This is a genomic window from Chryseobacterium flavum, assembly GCF_003385595.1.
In the GTDB taxonomy this organism is placed as follows: domain Bacteria; phylum Bacteroidota; class Bacteroidia; order Flavobacteriales; family Weeksellaceae; genus Chryseobacterium; species Chryseobacterium flavum.
On record NZ_QNUE01000025.1, the window covers coordinates 31,643 to 49,498 of the forward strand.

A 17,856-nucleotide genomic window follows, 5' to 3' on the forward strand; every position below is an offset into this window, starting at 1 on the left:
TAATGAAGATTTTTAGATTTATTGTGCTTTCTTCTGTTTTAGTTTTAACATTGGATTCCTGTAAAAAAGATCCGGAAAACCAATGGAAAATTGAGGTAAAAGATACTGCTGAAAAAATTGAAATGACAGATATTTCAAAGGAATTTTATGATCCGAAGATTCCCTTAGAGCAGTTTAAAGCTAAATTTCCATGGTTTCAGGGAACGGTTTCTGATACGGATTTCGGGAAAAGAAGAACTGATGCAGAGGAAATAAAGATCTATCAAGAAGCCATTGGAAAAATTGACATCGTAAAACTTCAAAAAGAGCTGCAGGATTTGTTTTCACATATCAGACATTATTTCCCGCAATTCAAGAGCCCTAAAGTGTATTTGTTTTCATCAGCATTACAAATGGTTCAGGATCCTATTCTGTACAATTCAGAAAAAAACCTGCTTTTTATTGATGTTACCGGATTTATGGGAGATGGTAACGCAAACTATAAAGGGCTGGAACTTTATTTTCAGAAATCAATGAATCCACAGAATATTGTTCCTAAGGTGTCACAGGTTTTTGCAGAAAATATTGTAACAGAGTCACCGGATCATCAGAAATTTATTGATCAGATGATACTAAACGGAAAAGTAATGATTCTCCAGGATGCTTTCTTACCTGATTTTCCTGATTACCTGAAAATAAATTATACCCAAAAACAATACGAGTGGGCCTTATCCAATGAAGCGAATATCTGGAATTATTTCGTGGAAAGTAACCTGATCTTTGGAGATGATCCGAGATTAGGGGAACGTTTTATTGCTCCCGGGCCATTTTCAAAGTTTTATACGGAGATTGACAATGAATCTTCTCCTCAGATCGGAATTTTTACCGGCTGGCAGATCTGTAAGGCTTATCTTAAAGAAAAACCGGAAACCAAACTGACGGACTTTCTGAAAATGGATGCAACAACAATTTTTAATGAATCCGGTTATAAGCCAAAACTTAAATAGAAAATTAGAATTTAGAAAAATAGAAAAATGAGAAAGACTCAGATTACGATAGATGTAGAGCTGGACGAAAACCATATCCCGGAAAACATCACCTGGAATGCACAAGACGGAGGAATTGAAAAGGAAGAAACCAAGGCAACAATGATTTCTGTCTGGGATGATAAAACCATGGAAGCCCTAAGAATTGACCTTTGGACTAAAGAAATGCCTGTAGATCAGATGAAGATGTTTATCCACCAGATTTTGATTTCTTTGGGAAATACTTACCAGAGGGCAACAGGAGAAGAAGATGTAGCTCAGTGGATGGAAGAAGTTGCAGAGGAATTTGCCGTAAAATCTGCTATAAAGTAATAGTTAAACCTACTCAATGCAACAATATATCAGTATACTCAAGAATTAAACATTGGTACATTGTTAGATTGTCTTATTGATAAATTATAAAATATTATGAATTTTAATACAAAAGTAATTCACGGAGGGCAGCATCATGAGTCTGCAACAGGTTCTGTAAATGTACCTGTATTTTTAACCTCTACATTTGCACAGAAAAGTCCGGGAGTACATTCCGGATATGAATATTCAAGAGCGGCCAATCCTACAAGACAGGCATTGGAAGACTCTTTGGCAAGTATAGAAAACGGAGCAAGAGGGTTGGCTTTTGGTTCTGGTCTTGCAGCCATCGACTGTGTTTTAAAATTATTAAATCCCGGCGATGAAGTAATTGCTGTAGATGATCTTTATGGCGGTACATACAGAATGTTTACCAGGCTTTTTGAAAAATATCAGTTGAAATTTACTTTCGTAAATTTTGATGATGCTTCTAAAATTGCTGATGTTATTACTGATAAAACAAAACTGATCTGGGTAGAAACTCCAACCAATCCATTGATGAAACTGGTAGATATCAAAGCAGTAGTAGAAGTTGCAAAGGGGAAAGATATTTTAGTGGCAGTGGATAATACTTTTGCTACGCCTTATATCCAGAGACCGATTGATTTAGGTGCTGATATTGTAATGCACTCTGCAACCAAATACTTAGGAGGACACTCTGATGTTATTGCCGGAGCTCTCATTGCAAAAGATGCTGAGCTGGGAGAAAAACTTCACTTTATTCAGTTTGCGAGTGGAGGTATTTTAGGACCTCACGATTCTTATCTTGTATTGAGAGGAATCAAAACTCTAGCATTGAGAATGCAGAGACATTCTGATAATGGCCTTGCAGTAGCAAAATATCTTGAGACTCACCCAGCTGTTGATAAAGTAATATATCCGGGCCTGGAATCTCATCCACAATATGAACTGGCTAAATCGCAAATGAAAGAATCCGGAGGAATGGTTTCATTTACTTTTAAATCCGGAAAAAAAGAAGATGCCATCAAATTCCTTGAGAAAGTAAAAGTATTTACTTTGGCAGAATCATTGGGAGGTGTGGAGTCTTTAGCCAACCACCCGGCTTTAATGACACATGCTTCTATTCCTGCAGAAAAACGTGCCGAACTGGGAATTACTGATGACCTTGTTCGTCTAAGTGTAGGAATTGAAGATGCAGAAGATCTTATTGCTGATCTTGAGAAAGCTTTTTCCTAACAAATATATTTAAAAGAGAAGGGTGTTAATCCTTCTCTTTTTGTTACCAACACCGGATATCTATGAAAAACATAAGAAAAGCAGGTATTGCTGACCTGCCCCAACTGGCATCTTTATTTGATCAATACAGGATCTTTTATCATAAAGAATCAGATATTCCTTCTGCAGAGAATTTCCTGCGGGAAAGAATTGAAAATAAAGAATCCGAAATTTTTGTGACAGAAGAAAACGGTGAGCTGACAGGTTTTGTACAGCTGTACCCTATATTTTCGTCCACAAGAATGCAGCGTTACTGGCTCCTGAATGACCTGTATGTCAATATAACCCACAGAGGAAAAGGATATTCCAGAGAACTGATCGAAAGATCTAAAGAGTTATGCAGATCTTCAAACGCCTGTGGAATTTTACTGGAAACCGGTAAAGGCAACGATATCGGCAATCAGCTATATCCATCCTGCGGTTTCGAGCTTTATGATTCTGCCAATTTCTATGAGTGGAGCAATTCCTAATTATTGAACCTGTATAATGTATGATTGTTTCTCCTGAATATTGCGCAACATGGCTCTATATTCAGGAATTTACTAATAAATCCTATATCTCAACTTATAATTAAAAAATAACATGACCGATTTTCAAAAATATATTCAAAGATATTTAGATCAGATCCCAACCGGAGATTTACTCGCTGAATTAAAAAGATCTGAAGAAAAAACTGTTGGAATTTATTCCAATCTCACTGAAGAGCAATCTACTTTTGCTTATGCTGAAGGAAAATGGACCCTGAAGGAGCTTTTGTTACACCTATCAGACACTGAAAGGGTTTTTCAATACAGAATGCTCGCTATTTCGAGGGGTGATAAAAACAACCTTCCGGGATTTGATGAAAATGAATATGCTGAAAAGTCTTTCGCCAATGAAAGATCACTGGAGTCTTTGCTGGATGAATATAAACTTGTAAGGAAGTCATCCCGTATTTTCCTGGAAACAGCCAGTCCCGCTGCTTTACAGACGCAAGGTATGGCAAACAGTAATGAAATTTCAGCAGAAACAATAGGTAAACTGATCGTAGGACACAATTATCATCATCTTACCATTATAGAAGAAAGATATTTACCTAAACTGGGATGGATGTAATAAATGAATAGTTTTTCGAAACATATATTTAAATAAGATCATCTATAGAATAATTAATATAAACGGGCTCGCCCGTTTTTTTTCTTAACTTTTTACAGGACTTTACTAAACAAGGAAATCATTTACCGTAATTTTTTGCGGGAATTTTCAATATTTTCTACCTTTATAAACTGTTTTGAATTCAATACAATTATGGAACATATTATCGAAATATTAAAATCCGGCGGAACCATCCTTTATCCTACTGATACTATCTGGGGGATTGGGTGTGATGCTACTAATATAGATGCTGTCAATAAGATTTTTGACATTAAGAAACGTGAAAAAAATAAGTCCATGATCATTTTGGTCGAATCTGAAAAAAGACTTCAGGATCTGGTTGATGTTCCTGAAATGGCATGGGAAATTATTGACCTGAGTGAAAAGCCGGTAACCATTGTTTACGAAAATCCGAGAGGCTTGCCCAGAGAATTGCTTGCTGAAGATGGAAGTATTGGAATAAGACTGGTAAAGAATGACTTTTGTAAAAAATTAATTACAAAACTTAACAAACCTCTGGTATCTACTTCTGCCAATTTCAGCGGAGAGAAAAGCCCTTTGAAATTTTCAGATATTTCGGATGAGATTGTCAGCCTTGTAGATTACGCCGTAGAAGAAGACCGGGATAAAGTTTCCAAATATACAGGTTCTTCAGTAATCAAAATATGGAATGATAACAGGATAAAAGTTCTCAGAGAATAAAATTACAGTAGTGATCGGTTTATATTTTAGAGTCTTGTCTGTTCATATCGGCAGGATTTCTTTTTTTAGTTCTATCTTTGCAAAAACCTTATCCATAAAAATATAATATGAACCATAAAGATTTTGCACAAGAGTGGATCAATGCCTGGAATTCTCATGATTTGGAAGATATTCTTACTCATTATTCTGACGATATTGAAATTACAACTCCTATGATTGCTCAGGCTACCGGTGGTGTAGAAAGTTCGCTAAAAGGAAAAGAAGCTGTTCGTAATTACTGGGGAAGGGCTTTGGAAAAGTTTCCTGATCTTCATTTCGAATTGATACACTCTACCGCAGGAATTGACTCTGTTGCATTATTTTACAGATCCATTATGGATAAACATGCTGTGGAAGTGATGTTTTTTAATGAAGAAGGAAAAATTAATAAAATGTATGCCCATTATGATTAATGGAAACATTGTAGAACTTGACGCTATTGACTAACGATGAAAATTAATCTCAACCAAAATAAAAATTTAAAACTTTTCAAAATAATTTCTGAAGCTGCAGAAAAGAATAACCAATCTGTATACATAGTAGGAGGTTATGTCCGGGACCTCTTAATGAAAAGACAGGCTTCTACAGACATAGACTTTGTGACTGAACAGAGCGGCATTGAGCTGGCACAGAATGTGGCCCGGGATATTGATCCTAAGCTGAAGGTTTCTGTTTTCAAAACATATGGTACGGCAATGATCAGGTATAAAGACCTTGAACTTGAATTTGTGGGAGCCAGAAAAGAAAGCTATACAGAAAACAGCCGGAAGCCGGAAGTTGAAGGAGGAACTCTGGAAGATGACCAGAAAAGAAGGGACTTTACGATCAATGCAATGGCGATCTCTTTAAATAAAGATAACTTCGGAGAATTAATTGATCCGTTTAAAGGAATAGAAGATCTGGAAAAAGAAATTCTGAGAACCCCGTTGGAGCCTGCTCAAACGTATTCGGATGATCCGTTAAGAATGATGAGGGCTGTACGGTTTGCCTCTACCCTGAATTTTATGGTTGAAGAAAATTCTTTACAGGCCATCAAACAGGAAGCTGAAAGAATTAAGATCGTTTCTATGGAAAGGATCATGGTAGAATTTAATAAAATCATGTTGTCTGACCAACCTTCTGTAGGATTAAAATTAATGGAACAGACCGGTCTTTTAAAAATTATTATTCCGGAACTGATAGAGTTGAAAGGAGTAGAGGAAGTGGAAGGTCAAACCCATAAAGATAATTTTTACCATACGCTGGAAGTGGTAGACAATATATCTGCCAATACAGACAATCTTTGGTTGCGATGGGCTGCGTTATTGCACGACATAGGAAAAGCCCCGACTAAAAAATTTGTGGAAGGTACAGGATGGACTTTCCATGGCCATGAATTTTTAGGTTCAAAAATGGTAAAAACACTTTTTCAGAGACTCAAACTACCTTTGGGAAGTGACATGAAATATGTTCAGAAAATGGTTAAACTTTCTTCAAGGCCCATTGCTCTGATCACGGATGATGCCTCTGATTCTGCATTAAGGAGACTGCTGTTTGATGCCGGTAAAGATCTTGAAGATCTTTTTATCCTTTGTAAAGCGGATATTACAACCAAGAATTCTAAAAAACAGGAAAAGTTTAAAAAGAATTTTGAATATGTGGCTGTCAAGATCAAAGAAGTTGAGGAGAAGGATCAGGTAAGAAATTTTCAACCTCCTATTACGGGTGAGGAGATTATGGAGATGTTCCGGCTTAAGCCTGGCCGTGAAATCGGTATTTTAAAAGAAAAAGTAAAAGAAGCCATTCTTGAAGGAGAAATACCCAATAAGAAAGATGAAGCAACAAAATTTGTCATTGCTGAAGCTGAAAAACTGGGATTAAAAATATAATTTACATAATAATAAAAACCGGCTGGATTCCTTCAGCCGGTTTTTTATTTTAACAAAGCCGGCCGGCTCTTATAAAAGAACCGGCCGGAAAAAAACACAAATGATGAAAAAAAATAAAAAATTATAGGTTACGCCGAAACGTAGTGTTTTAGTTTTTATAGAAACCATTGGTTCCGATACCTGTTTTGAAATTTATCAGCAGGATACCATTACTGGCATTGTAAACATTCACTTTACTATCTTCTGTAAAACTTGCATCAGAAGTAAAGATCTTACCGTCAATAACATCAAAGCCATATACATTCCCTGGAGCTGTTACAACCGGAGCTGGCGGAACAATGCTGGAAGCAATAGGCATTCCATAGATCTGATTGGTATCTGTAATGAAATAGAACCTGTTATTGTCTGCTCTTAGTTTCTGAGCTTTTGGAATAGTTGTAAGAGTCGTGGTAGTGTATGTTCCGTTTATTGTATTCAGTTTATAAATATAGGAGCTGGTATCACTTGAAGCAAGTACGTATGCTGTTCCTTTGTAGGAAATAAGATCTTTAATAATTCCGTTGCTCGGAAGAGTGATCGTCTGGCTCACTGCATTGGTAGAAGGATTTACAACACTCACAGTGTATCCTGTAGCAATCGGGTTCCAGTTGGAGTCATACCCTACTCCGTCAGTCTGAACCACAATTCTTCCTTCAGCTTCTACTACTTTTTCCGCTGCATTTGTGAAATCAATGCTCTTTACAAAAGAGTTATCTGATATATTATAAACATTAAGTTTCCTTTTATTTGTCGTAAAGTTATTGTTGGTTACATAATATTGATTTCCTGAAAAAGCAATATATCTTGCACCATCAAGATTAGCAGTTACTGTAGCCTGTTTTTTGAAAGTATATCGGTTTACGATATCAATTTTATTCGGAACGTTTGAAACCAGGTAAGCACGGTCACCATTCAGGCCTATACTCTGAAGCACTTTCCCGAGAGGCTCATTATTGCTGGATTCATAAATTTTATTATATAGACTGCTAAAACTATTGCTTACGAACGAAACTTCAGCAGTCGTTGTAGTAAATCCGCCCTCATTGGAAATAAGGACACCTGACTGATAGGTAACCGGCACTTCAGTGTTGCTGTCACTATCATTGCTACATGAAACATTAAATGCTAACATGGTAGCAAATGCAAAAGGTAAAATTTTTCTGATATTCATATCTAATTAATTTATTTTAAAAACTGATATTTAAATGTACACTGTAATTTCGTTCAGGCAACGGATAGGACAACATTGTATAATAGGTTTCATTCAAAATATTATTGACTTTGAAGCCTACTGTATAATGTTTAAAAAATGTTGCATTCACACCGGCATTCATTACAAAGTACGGATCAAGGGCATCCTTTCTTTTTTCATTGGAATCGGTATAGGTAAGTCCGTTAAACATTCCCTGTACATATACTTTAACAAAGTCATACTGATAGTCAACCATTCCTGTAAATTTATGGAAAGGGACATACATCAATTGTTTCTGAATATCAAGATCCGTAGATTTTGTATAAGAATATCCGAAATGGGTTCTCAAAGTATGCTTTCCCACTTTTTTTTCAAATTCCAATTGTGATTCCAATCCGTACGACTCCACCCTATTTGTGTTGAATGCAGCATAAAACCCACTGTTGGCAGGCAGCCATCGGATCATATCACGGATATTCATATAAAAAGGGGCAATCATAAGTTTAAAATTCCCGAGCTTAAACTGATTTCTCAATTCAAACTGATAAGAGGTTTCGGGTTTTAAATCCATATTTCCTCCCGGGGACCAGTATAAATCATTAAATGAGGGAGCCCTGAAATTTCGCGAAACATTTAATCCCACATCGTACCATTTCACCACATTCCATTTTCCTGAAAATGAAAATAAAACAGGTGAGCTGATCTTTTCTACAAAATCTTTTTTAATTCCGGCTTCAAAACGTAAATCTTTGGTTGGGAAATAACGGAGTAACCCTGCCACAGATCCCGCATTTCTGCTGATATCACCTATTCTTGAAGTCCCTTCTCCTAACCCTTTATTTACCTGAAATTCGCCAATAACATTGATATTCCATTCCGGACTGATAAAATAATTGAAATCATTTTTCAGGATATAGTTCTTTCCCGCTGCCCCGCTGGTCTCCGGCCCGTTGATATTACCAAAATACTGAAAGTTTTCTTCTGTATATGCGGTCTTAAAAGAGTTACTGAACTTTCTTTCATTCCAATCCCAGGAAATCAGACTCCTGATATTCTGAGTATGGTATTTGGTCTGTTCTTCCATATTTCCGAAATGAACGGGATAATGCTGTTTACCGTTAAAAAATTCCGAAATCCACGAAATCTGATGCCGGGAGGCTATTTTATAAGCTGCTGCTATATTGATATTGGTATTGTAATATTGTCCATTGTCATTGGTGTAGTCTTTACCCTTTTCCTCTACTTTATAATCATTCCGGCTTATAGAATGACTGCCGGATACTTTAAAGCTTAACCGCTCATTACTGTAAGACCCTTTGACAACGTTATTATAGGTATCAAAAGATGCATATTCAGAGAATAAAGACGTATGGAACCCTTTATTAAAAGTAAGGCTATTATCCAGATGAATACTTCCTCCTATTGCCCCGCTTCCATAGATTACACTTCCGCCTCCTGATTTTATTCCGATCTGATCATATCCGAACAAAGCAATATTGTTGATATCTCCCTGCCCGAGGAAACTGGAATTAATATTAATGCCATTCCATACAAAGGCAGTCTGCTGTGCTGTAGTTCCTCTAAAAGAAGGCGATGAAACGGCCCCACGGCCATTTTCTTTGATATAAACCGGAGACTGGAACCTCAGCAGTTCGGAAAGATTGGAAGAATTTTTTTCTGCATCTTCGTTGGTAATGGAAGCTATATGATGAAAGAGTTTCACTTTGCTCATCTGACTGTCAAATACATAAACAGTATCTACGGTCTTCTCTTGTGCAAAAAGAAAACAGCCATAAGATGACAATAACAGTACTAAAGATCTTTTTATATCCATACTATTTTACTTTTCCTCCGAAAGCAATATATTTTTTAAGTTACAGCATTCTGGCAGGTCTCCTGACTTTCACTTTCTGTACCTTCCCGTTATTCACAGTGGTTTTTTACAGAAACTTTAATTGCGATTTACAGTTGCGGGGACAGTCCGGGAGTTACACCCGATTCCCTTTTCATTCCAATAGATTGGAAACCAAAATTTTTGCAAAGATAGCTTTTTAAATGTATTGGGCAAAAAGTGGAATTATACATCAAATTAATGCTTTAAAAGAATAATTATCAGCTTAAAGATCCTACAGAATTTTTGCTTTATAACTGCTGAACTTGATGCCGGCCGGTTTATTTTGCAAAATAAAAAAGCTGCTTTCTGTTTAAAAGCAGCCATATATTAATCATATGTTATTATAATTATTTCCCTATTACCTCTGTAATCGGATTTCCAATATTTCCGCTCGGGAACTGGATTTTTAATAAAGAAGAGACTGTAGGAGCAATATCTGTCATATTATACGGCTTATTACTCTCTCCATGCTGAACTCCCCATCCCATGAAAATTAATGGAATGTGCGAATCATACGAATTCCAAACGCTGTGGGTAGTTCCTGTCTTGGAATATGGAGGAAGCATAGAGTCATGGGAGATCAGCTGGATATCTCCACTTCTCTGTCTGTTAATTCCATTGATGATTCTTTGTTTAATAGGCTCCGGAATACTTGCTTCCTGAACCTTATCCACCGGAACAGCATATAAAACAGTAGGATCCTTTTCAAGTTCCTTTACTGTAAATTCTTTCACATCATCCAGCTCTAGCTTAGAATCTGCCAGTGCTTTTCTGTCAAAGTAAATCTGGTAGTTATCAATAGCATTGATTAACTGATCAGCTCCAAACTTATCTTTCAGCTTCTGATTAAGATCTTTTTCCATTCCTTCCCCAAAGAAACCTGTCGGAAGTTTATGCTCTTTAAGAAACCCTACAGAGTGGGCTCCGCCGTGATCCGCAGAAAGGAAAACAGTATACTGCCCTTTTCCTACTTTTGAATCAAGATAATTGAAAAACTGTGCTAAATCCTGGTCCAGCCTGATATACACATCTTCAACCTCAATAGAGTTCGGTCCGTATTTATGTCCGGCATAATCTGTAGAAGCCAGATTAACTGCTAAAAAGTCTGTAACAGAATCTCCTCCCAGCTGCTCTCCTTCCACAGAAGCTTCAGCAAGTTTCAGGGTCAGGGTATTACCAAACGGAGTATATCTGATATTATCTTTTTTAAGCTGGTAATCTTTAGCCAGGTTATTATATGGAAATGTAGGGGTTTTAGCACTTCCCAGTAATCCTTCCCATGAAGAATTATCAGGAGAACTTTCTGTATACTGGTTGATCGGAAGTAAGGTATTCCAGCCGTTAGCTACCAGTTTTTCAGGTAAATTCTGGGCATTGAAGGATTTAATCCATTGTGGAAGATCATTCATATACCATGTACTGGTAATAAAATTCCCGGTACTGTCATCAAACCAGAATGCACCATTCGGGGTGTGGCCCGCAGGTAATATAGAAGCACGGTCTTTTAATGATACTCCAATTACTTTTCCCTGAAAATTTGTTGCCAGTCTCAGCTCATCGGTTACCGTGGTAGACCAGAGATTTTTCGGGGAATGGCTTCCTGTTTTTACATTGGTTGTTCCTACCGGCTGTACATTTTCATCCGCAGTACAGTATACCCCTTTACCTGTCTCCTTATCAGTCCAGTCATTTCCGGCAATTCCGTGAATTGCAGGTACAGATCCTGTATAAATGGACGTATGGCCTAATGCTGTAACTGTAGGGACATAATTGATATGAACATTATTTAAGGAATATCCTGTGTTCAGTAATCTTTTGAAACCGTCATTCCCGAATTTACTGTAATAACGGTATAAATAATCCCAACGCATCTGGTCTACCACCAGACCTACGACTAATTTCGGTCTTTCAAGTTGAGTATTTTTGTTCTTCTGCGCATTGATTGTAACTACGGACAAGAAAGCAGCTGCCGCAATTGAAATTTTCCTAAGCATCCAAGTAAAATTTTTTATTGAGCACAAATTTAAGGGTTTTGAAAGTTTTGGAGTGTGAAATTTTATTTAATTTTGATCAGTATTCAATTTTATTTATTCATCCGGCTATGATTTTAGGAGTTTACTGGTATTTTAAGTTTCCTGAAAACTTGTATCACTTCAAATTTTTCAGATTCTTTCAGGGATATGGCGGCCACTCCGATAACCTGGCAGAACTGAAAGCTAAAGTCCAGGTAAATACTATTGACTCTTTCCTGAATAAACTTGAAAAGATCAAGGCGCAGTTTCCCCATACCTATCTATATCTCAGCATTAATGAAAACCAACTGATCATTACAATCGGAGATTATTATCTTTTTGATTATTATTTTCAGCTGGCTGCTGAAATAGAAGACCTGCTCATTGAAGAAAATGCTATACTCCTTGAGGAACGGATGTCTTTCGAAATCCTGTCCCAAAAGATCTATAACGCCGAAAGGAAAAAGCCTGAAAATACGGAACACCGGTTTATACAGCTCACCGGCTCAGATTTCATGCTTAACAATGCGGAGCACCTTTCTATCAGGATTGACTGTAACCTCCCAATTCTTCACAAGAGAAATTTCATAAATGATATCACTTTAATATGCAGGGAAGAAAACATCAGTATATTTTACTATCAGGATTACGATTTTAAAGACCAGTGCAATCTGATGCTTTTTTTCACCAACGGCCGGCAGTATAAAGATGACATTCAGTTGGTCCACATCAATTCTTTCGGAAGTAAAATAAGGCATCTTGCTCAGAAATACCCCTTTCACTTCGGTCATTTCGGAGGAATGAAATACTATCCGCTGAACGGGCCGCATGTAGAACTGATGGCAGACGAGAGCTATATATTAAATAGAAATAAATAATCCCAAATCCAATAAGATGATGATCAGATTCAAATATGTCATTCTGTATGTGGAAGATGTTGAAAAATCAATGAACTTTTATAAAAATACCTTCGATACTGAAATCAGGTTCATTACGCCGGAACATGATTACGGAGAGCTTATTACCGGAGAAACTACCATTTCTTTTGCTTCTGTCAGCCTGGCAAATACCAATCTGAAAGAAGGTTTTATTGCCTCCGGAGCCGGAAACAAACCTTTTGGAATCGAATTGGGATTCATCACCGATAATGTTGAATTACTGGTTGAAAAATCGATCAGAAACGGAGCCGTACTGTATGAAGACATTGCCATAAAACCCTGGGGACAGAAAACAGCATATATTAAAGATCCCGATAACTATCTTATAGAAATCTGTACAGAAGTTCAATAAACAGCAGACCGATGGAAATAAAAAAACTTGAAAGACTAAACAGCAATCCGGCAGCAGATTGGGGATATAACGGTTATATAACCGACAGGATATATTCTGTTTCCTCCATCGAATATTCAGGTTCTTTTGAATTTATCCTGAAAGAAAAAAACATGTCCTATTCCAAGCAATGGGAGACAAATGATGATGAACTTGAAACACTTAATGACTGTATTGAGAAAGGGAATTCTTTCGGGGCCTATCACAATGGTCAGCTTACAGGTTGGATCATTGGGGAACGCAGAGAATGGAACAACAGTTTTTATATTGAAAATATACTGATCCGGGAAGATTACAGAAGGCAGGGAATTGGTATACAGCTGATAAAAAGCGCTATTAAAGAAGCCAGAAGATCAGGTTGCCGGGTTATTGAACTTGAAACCCAGAATACCAATTATCCCGCCATACAGTTTTACAGAAGAATGGGATTCAATATTACCGGGCTGAATACGAGGCTGTATGCTGATTCTGATGAAATTGCCCTATATATGACGCTGGATCTGGAATAATCTATCCTGTCTGATATTATTTCACAAAATTCATACACCGGCTATCTGGCTACTGCTGGAATAACAGCCAGGCTTTCGTTTCCGGAAGCTGTTACCGCCTGTACCGCAAAGAAATAATTATCTTTGGAGTACGGAAGCTGTATGGAGGTTTCTTTTGTGAAAAACTTTTTCTGCCACATTGAAGCATCAGTTTCGCGCATCAGGATGTAATATCCGAAAACAGTACCGGATTTTGGCTGTTTCCAGGAAAGTGCCGTAAAATTAGTCAGCCTGTCTACATCTATCTTTACATTTTCCGGTCCGGACGGAGATTTTGCGAGGTTTGACAATACTGAAACATTTACCTGTACGTTCTTTTTAAAATATTCAAAATCCATAAATTCGGGAAGATCTCCGTACTGAATTCCGTTTTCTTTTCTGATATCCTGGTGCTGATGATTAAAATTTTCATTGAATTCCGTCAGCCTTACCGCCGGAAATCCTTTTTCAACAAACGGAGTATGGTCTCCTCCTCTCAGGAACCTGTCATTTCTATAAATCAGTTTGATCTGAAAATTGTCTATATACCGCTCTCCTGTTTCTTTGATGTATCTTGCCAGCTGTCTGGATCTGCCATCATTTTCCAGACCTAAATTTCTGATATTCTGTGCTTTTTTATCCAGTTCATATTGAGGCAGCCCTTCAGAAAAAATCCTCAGCTGATGGGTATTGGTAAGATTCGTTTCACTGCTGAGACTATTGGAAATCATGTCATTATTTAACAATGCTTCCAATTCCCAGTTTTCATTTTCAGCTTTTCCGGCAAGCATTTTAGATCCCAGCAGCCCCTGTTCCTCACCTGAAAAAGCAACGAACACAATACTTGCCCGAAATTTAGATTGGCTCAGAATCCGTGCCGCTTCTATCAGTGCTGCTACCCCGCTTCCGTCATCGTTAGCTCCCGGTGCATCGTCCCTGCCATTCATCACATCACTTACCCTGGAATCCAGGTGACCGCTCATCATGAATATTCTTTTATCAGCAGGATCTGTTCCGTGAAGAATGGCAACAACATTTCCCAGGTCAGTAGGCTTATTGATCCTTTTCCCGTCAGGCTGGATGGTCTGATTTTGTATAAAAACCTCCATCCTCCCATTGGTATTCTTCCCATACTCCCTAAACTTTTTCATCACCCAGTTTCTTGCGGCCCCAATTCCTCTTTTGGTATCTGTAACAGAGCTCATGGTATGCCTTGTTCCGAATCCTACAAGTTTATTGATATGCCCCTTCAGTGAATCTGTATTCACCTGTGAAACATAATTTACAATTTCCGGATCCTGATGCACAGTCTGTTGTGCATTCATAAAAACAGGAATAAAGCACAGGGTAAAAAGCAGTTTTTTCATAGTATGGAATACATCAGTGTACTGCAATTTACTTATAATATACGAATTATGATGAGCCGGATTAAACAAAAAGTTCAGATCTTTGAGCGGCTATTTTAATTAACTTCGGGCAAATATTAATTTCTTACGGCCGCAGGTAATAAAACCTTCCTTTCAGATGTTATAAAAATATGAAAGCGATCCGGTTTATTCTGTTCTTTTTTGCATCCCTGACTGTTCTTCCAGCCCAGCAAATTCATTCTGTGCCGCCCACAGAAGCATTTTTTGAAACCTCTGACCATGTGAAGATCAGATACAAGGTTTCCGGAAAAGGAGAAGCCTGCCTCTATATTCCGGGTGGACCGGGACAGGGATATTCATCGTTTGAGCTTCTGGGTGGAAATAATCTGGAAAAAAACCTGAAAATGATCTATATGGACCAGCGCGGATCAGGAAAATCAGAGGCATCAGAAAATTATCATCTTGACAAAATGATTCAGGATATTGAAGAGCTTAGAGTACATCTGAAGCTGGACAAAATATTTTTACTTGCCCACTCTTTCGGAGGGATTATTGCTGTTAACTATGCCAAAAGATATCCGCAATATACCAAAGGACTCATCCTCGCAAATGTTACACTCCATTTTCTTAATGATGAATCGGTGAAAGAGCAGATCGAATACGGCAATAAGCTTCTCGGCTCTCCTGACAGGCCTATCCCTGAAGACAGCCTGCAGGCAGAACTTTCAAAGATCAGCAGTTCATTGCGGAAAAAGCGTATCGGATATAAATTTCTCACAGATGATATTGAGACCATCAGAAAAATGGATCAGATAGATTCTCTCCATCCAAGAATCATTGATTTCGGAATGGCTGTGATATCCAAACCGAAAGAATTTCCGGAATATTACGAAAATTATACTCTTCTTACTCAAAATATTCAGGTTCCTGTTTTGGTTATTACCGGAAAGAAAGACCAGGCAGTGGGGACCAATCATTATAAAGCCTTCCGTTTTCCCAGACAAAAGGTCAGCTCAATAGATGGCGGTCATTTGCTGTACTATGAAAGAAACACTGAATTCCTGAATACAGTCTGGAAGTTTGTTCACGAACATAAGTAATCTGGTATTTTTACCGGGATTTCCTTACATTTGGTCCGGGATAATCCACATTACAGTGAATCCCGGTTGTTCAGCATTGAAAACCCTCTGCAATACTGTTTATTGTTGAACATAAGCAGACCTCTACTAAAAATAACTACAATGAATACATTAATCTGGAAAGGAATTTTTTATCAGTCCCTGGAGTATTTTACTATAAAGCAGGAAAATGAAAACCATATTGCCGAATCAAAGATTATTGGCTGTACGAAAGACCATATCTATTCCGTACAGTACCATCTTGTCATTGCTCAGGACTGGCTGATACAGAAGTTTATTATTGAATCCGAAGTTAATGGAATATATAATGAACTGAAAGGCGAAAAAATCCAGGGTGAATGGAAAATCAACGGCAATATCAATCCGGATTTTAAAGATTTTAAATTCATCGATATTTCTTTAACCCCTTTTACCAATACCCTGCCGGTCAATCATTTAAAAATGAACCAGAATGACTCCCGGGAGATCAAAGTGATTTATATTGATGTTTTGAACCGCCAGGTTAAACCTGCCGTCCAACAATACACCCGAACTGCATCCCATGAATATCTTTATGAAAATATACAGACAGACTTTAAAGCCGGTATCCTGATGGATGATATGGGATTGGTCATTCATTATCCCGGTCTTTTTGAAAAAATTTCAGAGATAAATTAAACCCGGACCAGATATTAAACTAAACTGTAAAAATGGAACTTAGAATTCAGGAGATCAAAAATAAAATAGAGAGACCGGCTACAGAATTTATAACAGGGGGATTCAGACCACAGAATACATTGGAAGAATCCTGGATAGGACGTGTATTTGCCTATGCTGAAGGTGAAGAGATTCCTCTGGATCAGGATGGAGAACAAATGATGCCCCTGCTCCAGCTTTATCTTCCCAATCAGCCTTTTGTCCCGGAACTGCTTCGGGATACAAAGCTTATCACTGTATTCATCTCTTATAATTTCCCGGATACACTTGAAAAAATGGGTGGACACTGGCTGATCAGGGAATATAGCCATACCGAACAGATTGTAATCAAAGATCTGAAAAATGAAAATTCGTATCTGAAACCATTTCCCCTGAGGTCTCAATTGGTACCTGAAGATGCTCCGTTATGGGATGGCGGTGGCCTCGAAGACCTTGAAGCTAATATTTACCGTCAGATTCTCCAGCTCGAAAGAGAAGGTATCATCAATAGTTATTATGATATCATCAAACATTGTTACAGTACCAAGCTGGGAGGATATCCCTCTTTCTGCCAACCTGGCATTGGTATCGGGGATGGATTCGGAAAAGGCTTTGAATATGTGTTTCAGATCTCTTCTGACGGAAAGGCTAACCTGAATGTAATAGACAGTGGCAGCTTAATGTTTGCCAAAAACAGGCATAACGGGTCATGGAGCCTGTATTATGATTTTTATTGATTTTCATTTACCATATATTTAAAGCACTTTACGTGCTTTTTTTATTGAATTATTTTTTGCCGATTGAGATTAGGATAAAATACGACAGGTTTTGGCGTATTAGCGGATTATCTTTGTACTATGTTAATCAAAAAATATCTGATCCACATGATTTTATGATTAAAATCAGCACACATAAAATGATATAAGTCTTTTAATAGTGAACTGAAAAGCTTATTTTTGTGGTATTATAATAACTGTGCCTAAATTAAACACTGATATGAAGAATTTTACAACGGAGCATTCTGCTCTTTTTATTTCGAATCCGGATATTGATCATCTCTTTGATATCCTCCCATCAAAACTCCAGAAACCGTAAAACTTGTACAATTTGTATGCAGGTTGTACAATATTATGATTTTTTGCGGAAGAATTATATAAATGTGTATGTAAAATTACAAATGAAATACACATGAAAACCTATTTATTTCATTTTTAAATTTTTATTTTTCAAAAAAATTCAAATGCCTATGAAAAAAATTTATCTTGGTGCATTGACGTTATGCACAGCCCTGGGTATGTCTGCCCAGGAAACGATCTGGCAGAAAGAC

At 37.4% G+C, this 17,856-nt stretch carries 18 protein-coding genes and 1 riboswitch; of the genes, 14 read left to right on the top strand and 4 right to left on the bottom strand.

Annotated elements, in window-relative coordinates; all coding sequences use genetic code 11:
• Positions 1 to 2: 2 nt before the first annotated feature.
• The 8 genes from gldB (at position 3) to DRF59_RS19400 (ending at position 6,355) form a co-directional block, all read left to right on the top strand.
• Positions 3 to 986: a gliding motility lipoprotein GldB gene (gene gldB, locus DRF59_RS19365; protein ID WP_115964036.1), complete on the top strand. Its 984-nt coding sequence runs from the start codon at positions 3 to 5 to the stop codon at positions 984 to 986.
• Positions 987 to 1,013: 27 nt separating this feature from the next.
• Positions 1,014 to 1,337 carry a gliding motility protein GldC gene (gene gldC, locus DRF59_RS19370; protein ID WP_115964038.1) on the top strand — a complete coding sequence of 108 codons (324 nt, stop codon included), beginning with the start codon at positions 1,014 to 1,016 and terminating at the stop codon, positions 1,335 to 1,337.
• A gap of 96 nt (positions 1,338 to 1,433) precedes the next feature.
• Positions 1,434 to 2,573 (top strand): cystathionine gamma-synthase, encoded by a 1,140-nt coding sequence (locus DRF59_RS19375; protein ID WP_115964040.1) that lies wholly within the window; start codon positions 1,434 to 1,436, stop codon positions 2,571 to 2,573.
• Between the two features lie 62 nt (positions 2,574 to 2,635).
• Positions 2,636 to 3,082, top strand: coding sequence for a GNAT family N-acetyltransferase (locus DRF59_RS19380; RefSeq protein WP_115964042.1), 447 nt, complete (start codon positions 2,636 to 2,638; stop codon positions 3,080 to 3,082).
• Between the two features lie 112 nt (positions 3,083 to 3,194).
• A complete protein-coding gene (locus DRF59_RS19385) occupies positions 3,195 to 3,707 on the top strand; it encodes a DinB family protein (protein WP_115964044.1) in 513 nt (170 codons plus the stop codon).
• Positions 3,708 to 3,899: 192 nt separating this feature from the next.
• A complete protein-coding gene (locus tag DRF59_RS19390) occupies positions 3,900 to 4,448 on the top strand; it encodes an L-threonylcarbamoyladenylate synthase (protein WP_115964046.1) in 549 nt (182 codons plus the stop codon).
• A gap of 107 nt (positions 4,449 to 4,555) precedes the next feature.
• Positions 4,556 to 4,900 carry a nuclear transport factor 2 family protein gene (locus tag DRF59_RS19395; protein WP_115964048.1) on the top strand — a complete coding sequence of 115 codons (345 nt, stop codon included), beginning with the start codon at positions 4,556 to 4,558 and terminating at the stop codon, positions 4,898 to 4,900.
• Between the two features lie 36 nt (positions 4,901 to 4,936).
• Positions 4,937 to 6,355 (top strand): CCA tRNA nucleotidyltransferase, encoded by a 1,419-nt coding sequence (locus DRF59_RS19400; protein ID WP_115964050.1) that lies wholly within the window; start codon positions 4,937 to 4,939, stop codon positions 6,353 to 6,355.
• Positions 6,356 to 6,503: 148 nt separating this feature from the next.
• On the opposite strand, the gene DRF59_RS19405 is transcribed toward DRF59_RS19400, so the two are convergent.
• The 3 genes from DRF59_RS19405 to pafA all read right to left on the bottom strand — a co-directional run bounded on the left by DRF59_RS19405 (position 6,504) and on the right by pafA (position 11,474).
• Positions 6,504 to 7,565, bottom strand: coding sequence for a DUF5074 domain-containing protein (locus DRF59_RS19405; RefSeq protein ID WP_115964052.1), 1,062 nt, complete (start codon positions 7,563 to 7,565; stop codon positions 6,504 to 6,506).
• Positions 7,566 to 7,581: 16 nt separating this feature from the next.
• Positions 7,582 to 9,420, bottom strand: coding sequence for a TonB-dependent receptor plug domain-containing protein (locus tag DRF59_RS19410; RefSeq protein WP_115964054.1), 1,839 nt, complete (start codon positions 9,418 to 9,420; stop codon positions 7,582 to 7,584).
• 35 nt (positions 9,421 to 9,455) lie between these two features.
• Positions 9,456 to 9,632: riboswitch (cobalamin riboswitch) on the bottom strand.
• A 195-nt stretch (positions 9,633 to 9,827) separates the two neighbouring features.
• Positions 9,828 to 11,474: an alkaline phosphatase PafA gene (gene pafA, locus DRF59_RS19415; protein ID WP_115964056.1), complete on the bottom strand. Its 1,647-nt coding sequence runs from the start codon at positions 11,472 to 11,474 to the stop codon at positions 9,828 to 9,830.
• Positions 11,475 to 11,491: 17 nt separating this feature from the next.
• On the opposite strand from pafA, the gene DRF59_RS19420 reads away from it, so the two are divergent.
• Genes DRF59_RS19420 through DRF59_RS19430 form a run of 3 tightly spaced genes read left to right on the top strand, consistent with a single transcriptional unit; the run spans position 11,492 to position 13,330 of the window.
• A complete protein-coding gene (locus DRF59_RS19420; RefSeq protein WP_123873717.1) occupies positions 11,492 to 12,370 on the top strand; it encodes a hypothetical protein in 879 nt (292 codons plus the stop codon).
• Positions 12,371 to 12,386: 16 nt separating this feature from the next.
• On the top strand, positions 12,387 to 12,782 hold the full coding sequence (locus DRF59_RS19425; RefSeq protein ID WP_317126581.1) for a VOC family protein: 396 nt from the start codon (positions 12,387 to 12,389) through the stop codon (positions 12,780 to 12,782).
• Positions 12,783 to 12,793: 11 nt separating this feature from the next.
• Positions 12,794 to 13,330: a GNAT family N-acetyltransferase gene (locus DRF59_RS19430; protein WP_115964061.1), complete on the top strand. Its 537-nt coding sequence runs from the start codon at positions 12,794 to 12,796 to the stop codon at positions 13,328 to 13,330.
• Between the two features lie 41 nt (positions 13,331 to 13,371).
• Here DRF59_RS19430 and DRF59_RS19435 read toward each other — a convergent pair whose 3' ends face one another.
• Positions 13,372 to 14,715 (bottom strand): M28 family metallopeptidase, encoded by a 1,344-nt coding sequence (locus tag DRF59_RS19435; RefSeq protein ID WP_115964063.1) that lies wholly within the window; start codon positions 14,713 to 14,715, stop codon positions 13,372 to 13,374.
• Between the two features lie 170 nt (positions 14,716 to 14,885).
• Between DRF59_RS19435 and DRF59_RS19440 the strand changes: the two genes are divergently transcribed.
• From DRF59_RS19440 to DRF59_RS19450, 3 genes are all read left to right on the top strand, one after another.
• Entirely contained in the window at positions 14,886 to 15,815 is a 930-nt protein-coding gene (locus DRF59_RS19440) for an alpha/beta fold hydrolase (protein WP_115964065.1), read from the top strand.
• Positions 15,816 to 15,956: 141 nt separating this feature from the next.
• Positions 15,957 to 16,511 (top strand): putative glycolipid-binding domain-containing protein, encoded by a 555-nt coding sequence (locus tag DRF59_RS19445; RefSeq protein ID WP_115964067.1) that lies wholly within the window; start codon positions 15,957 to 15,959, stop codon positions 16,509 to 16,511.
• Between the two features lie 32 nt (positions 16,512 to 16,543).
• Positions 16,544 to 17,266 (top strand): YwqG family protein, encoded by a 723-nt coding sequence (locus tag DRF59_RS19450; RefSeq protein ID WP_115964069.1) that lies wholly within the window; start codon positions 16,544 to 16,546, stop codon positions 17,264 to 17,266.
• Positions 17,267 to 17,856: the final 590 nt, after the last annotated feature.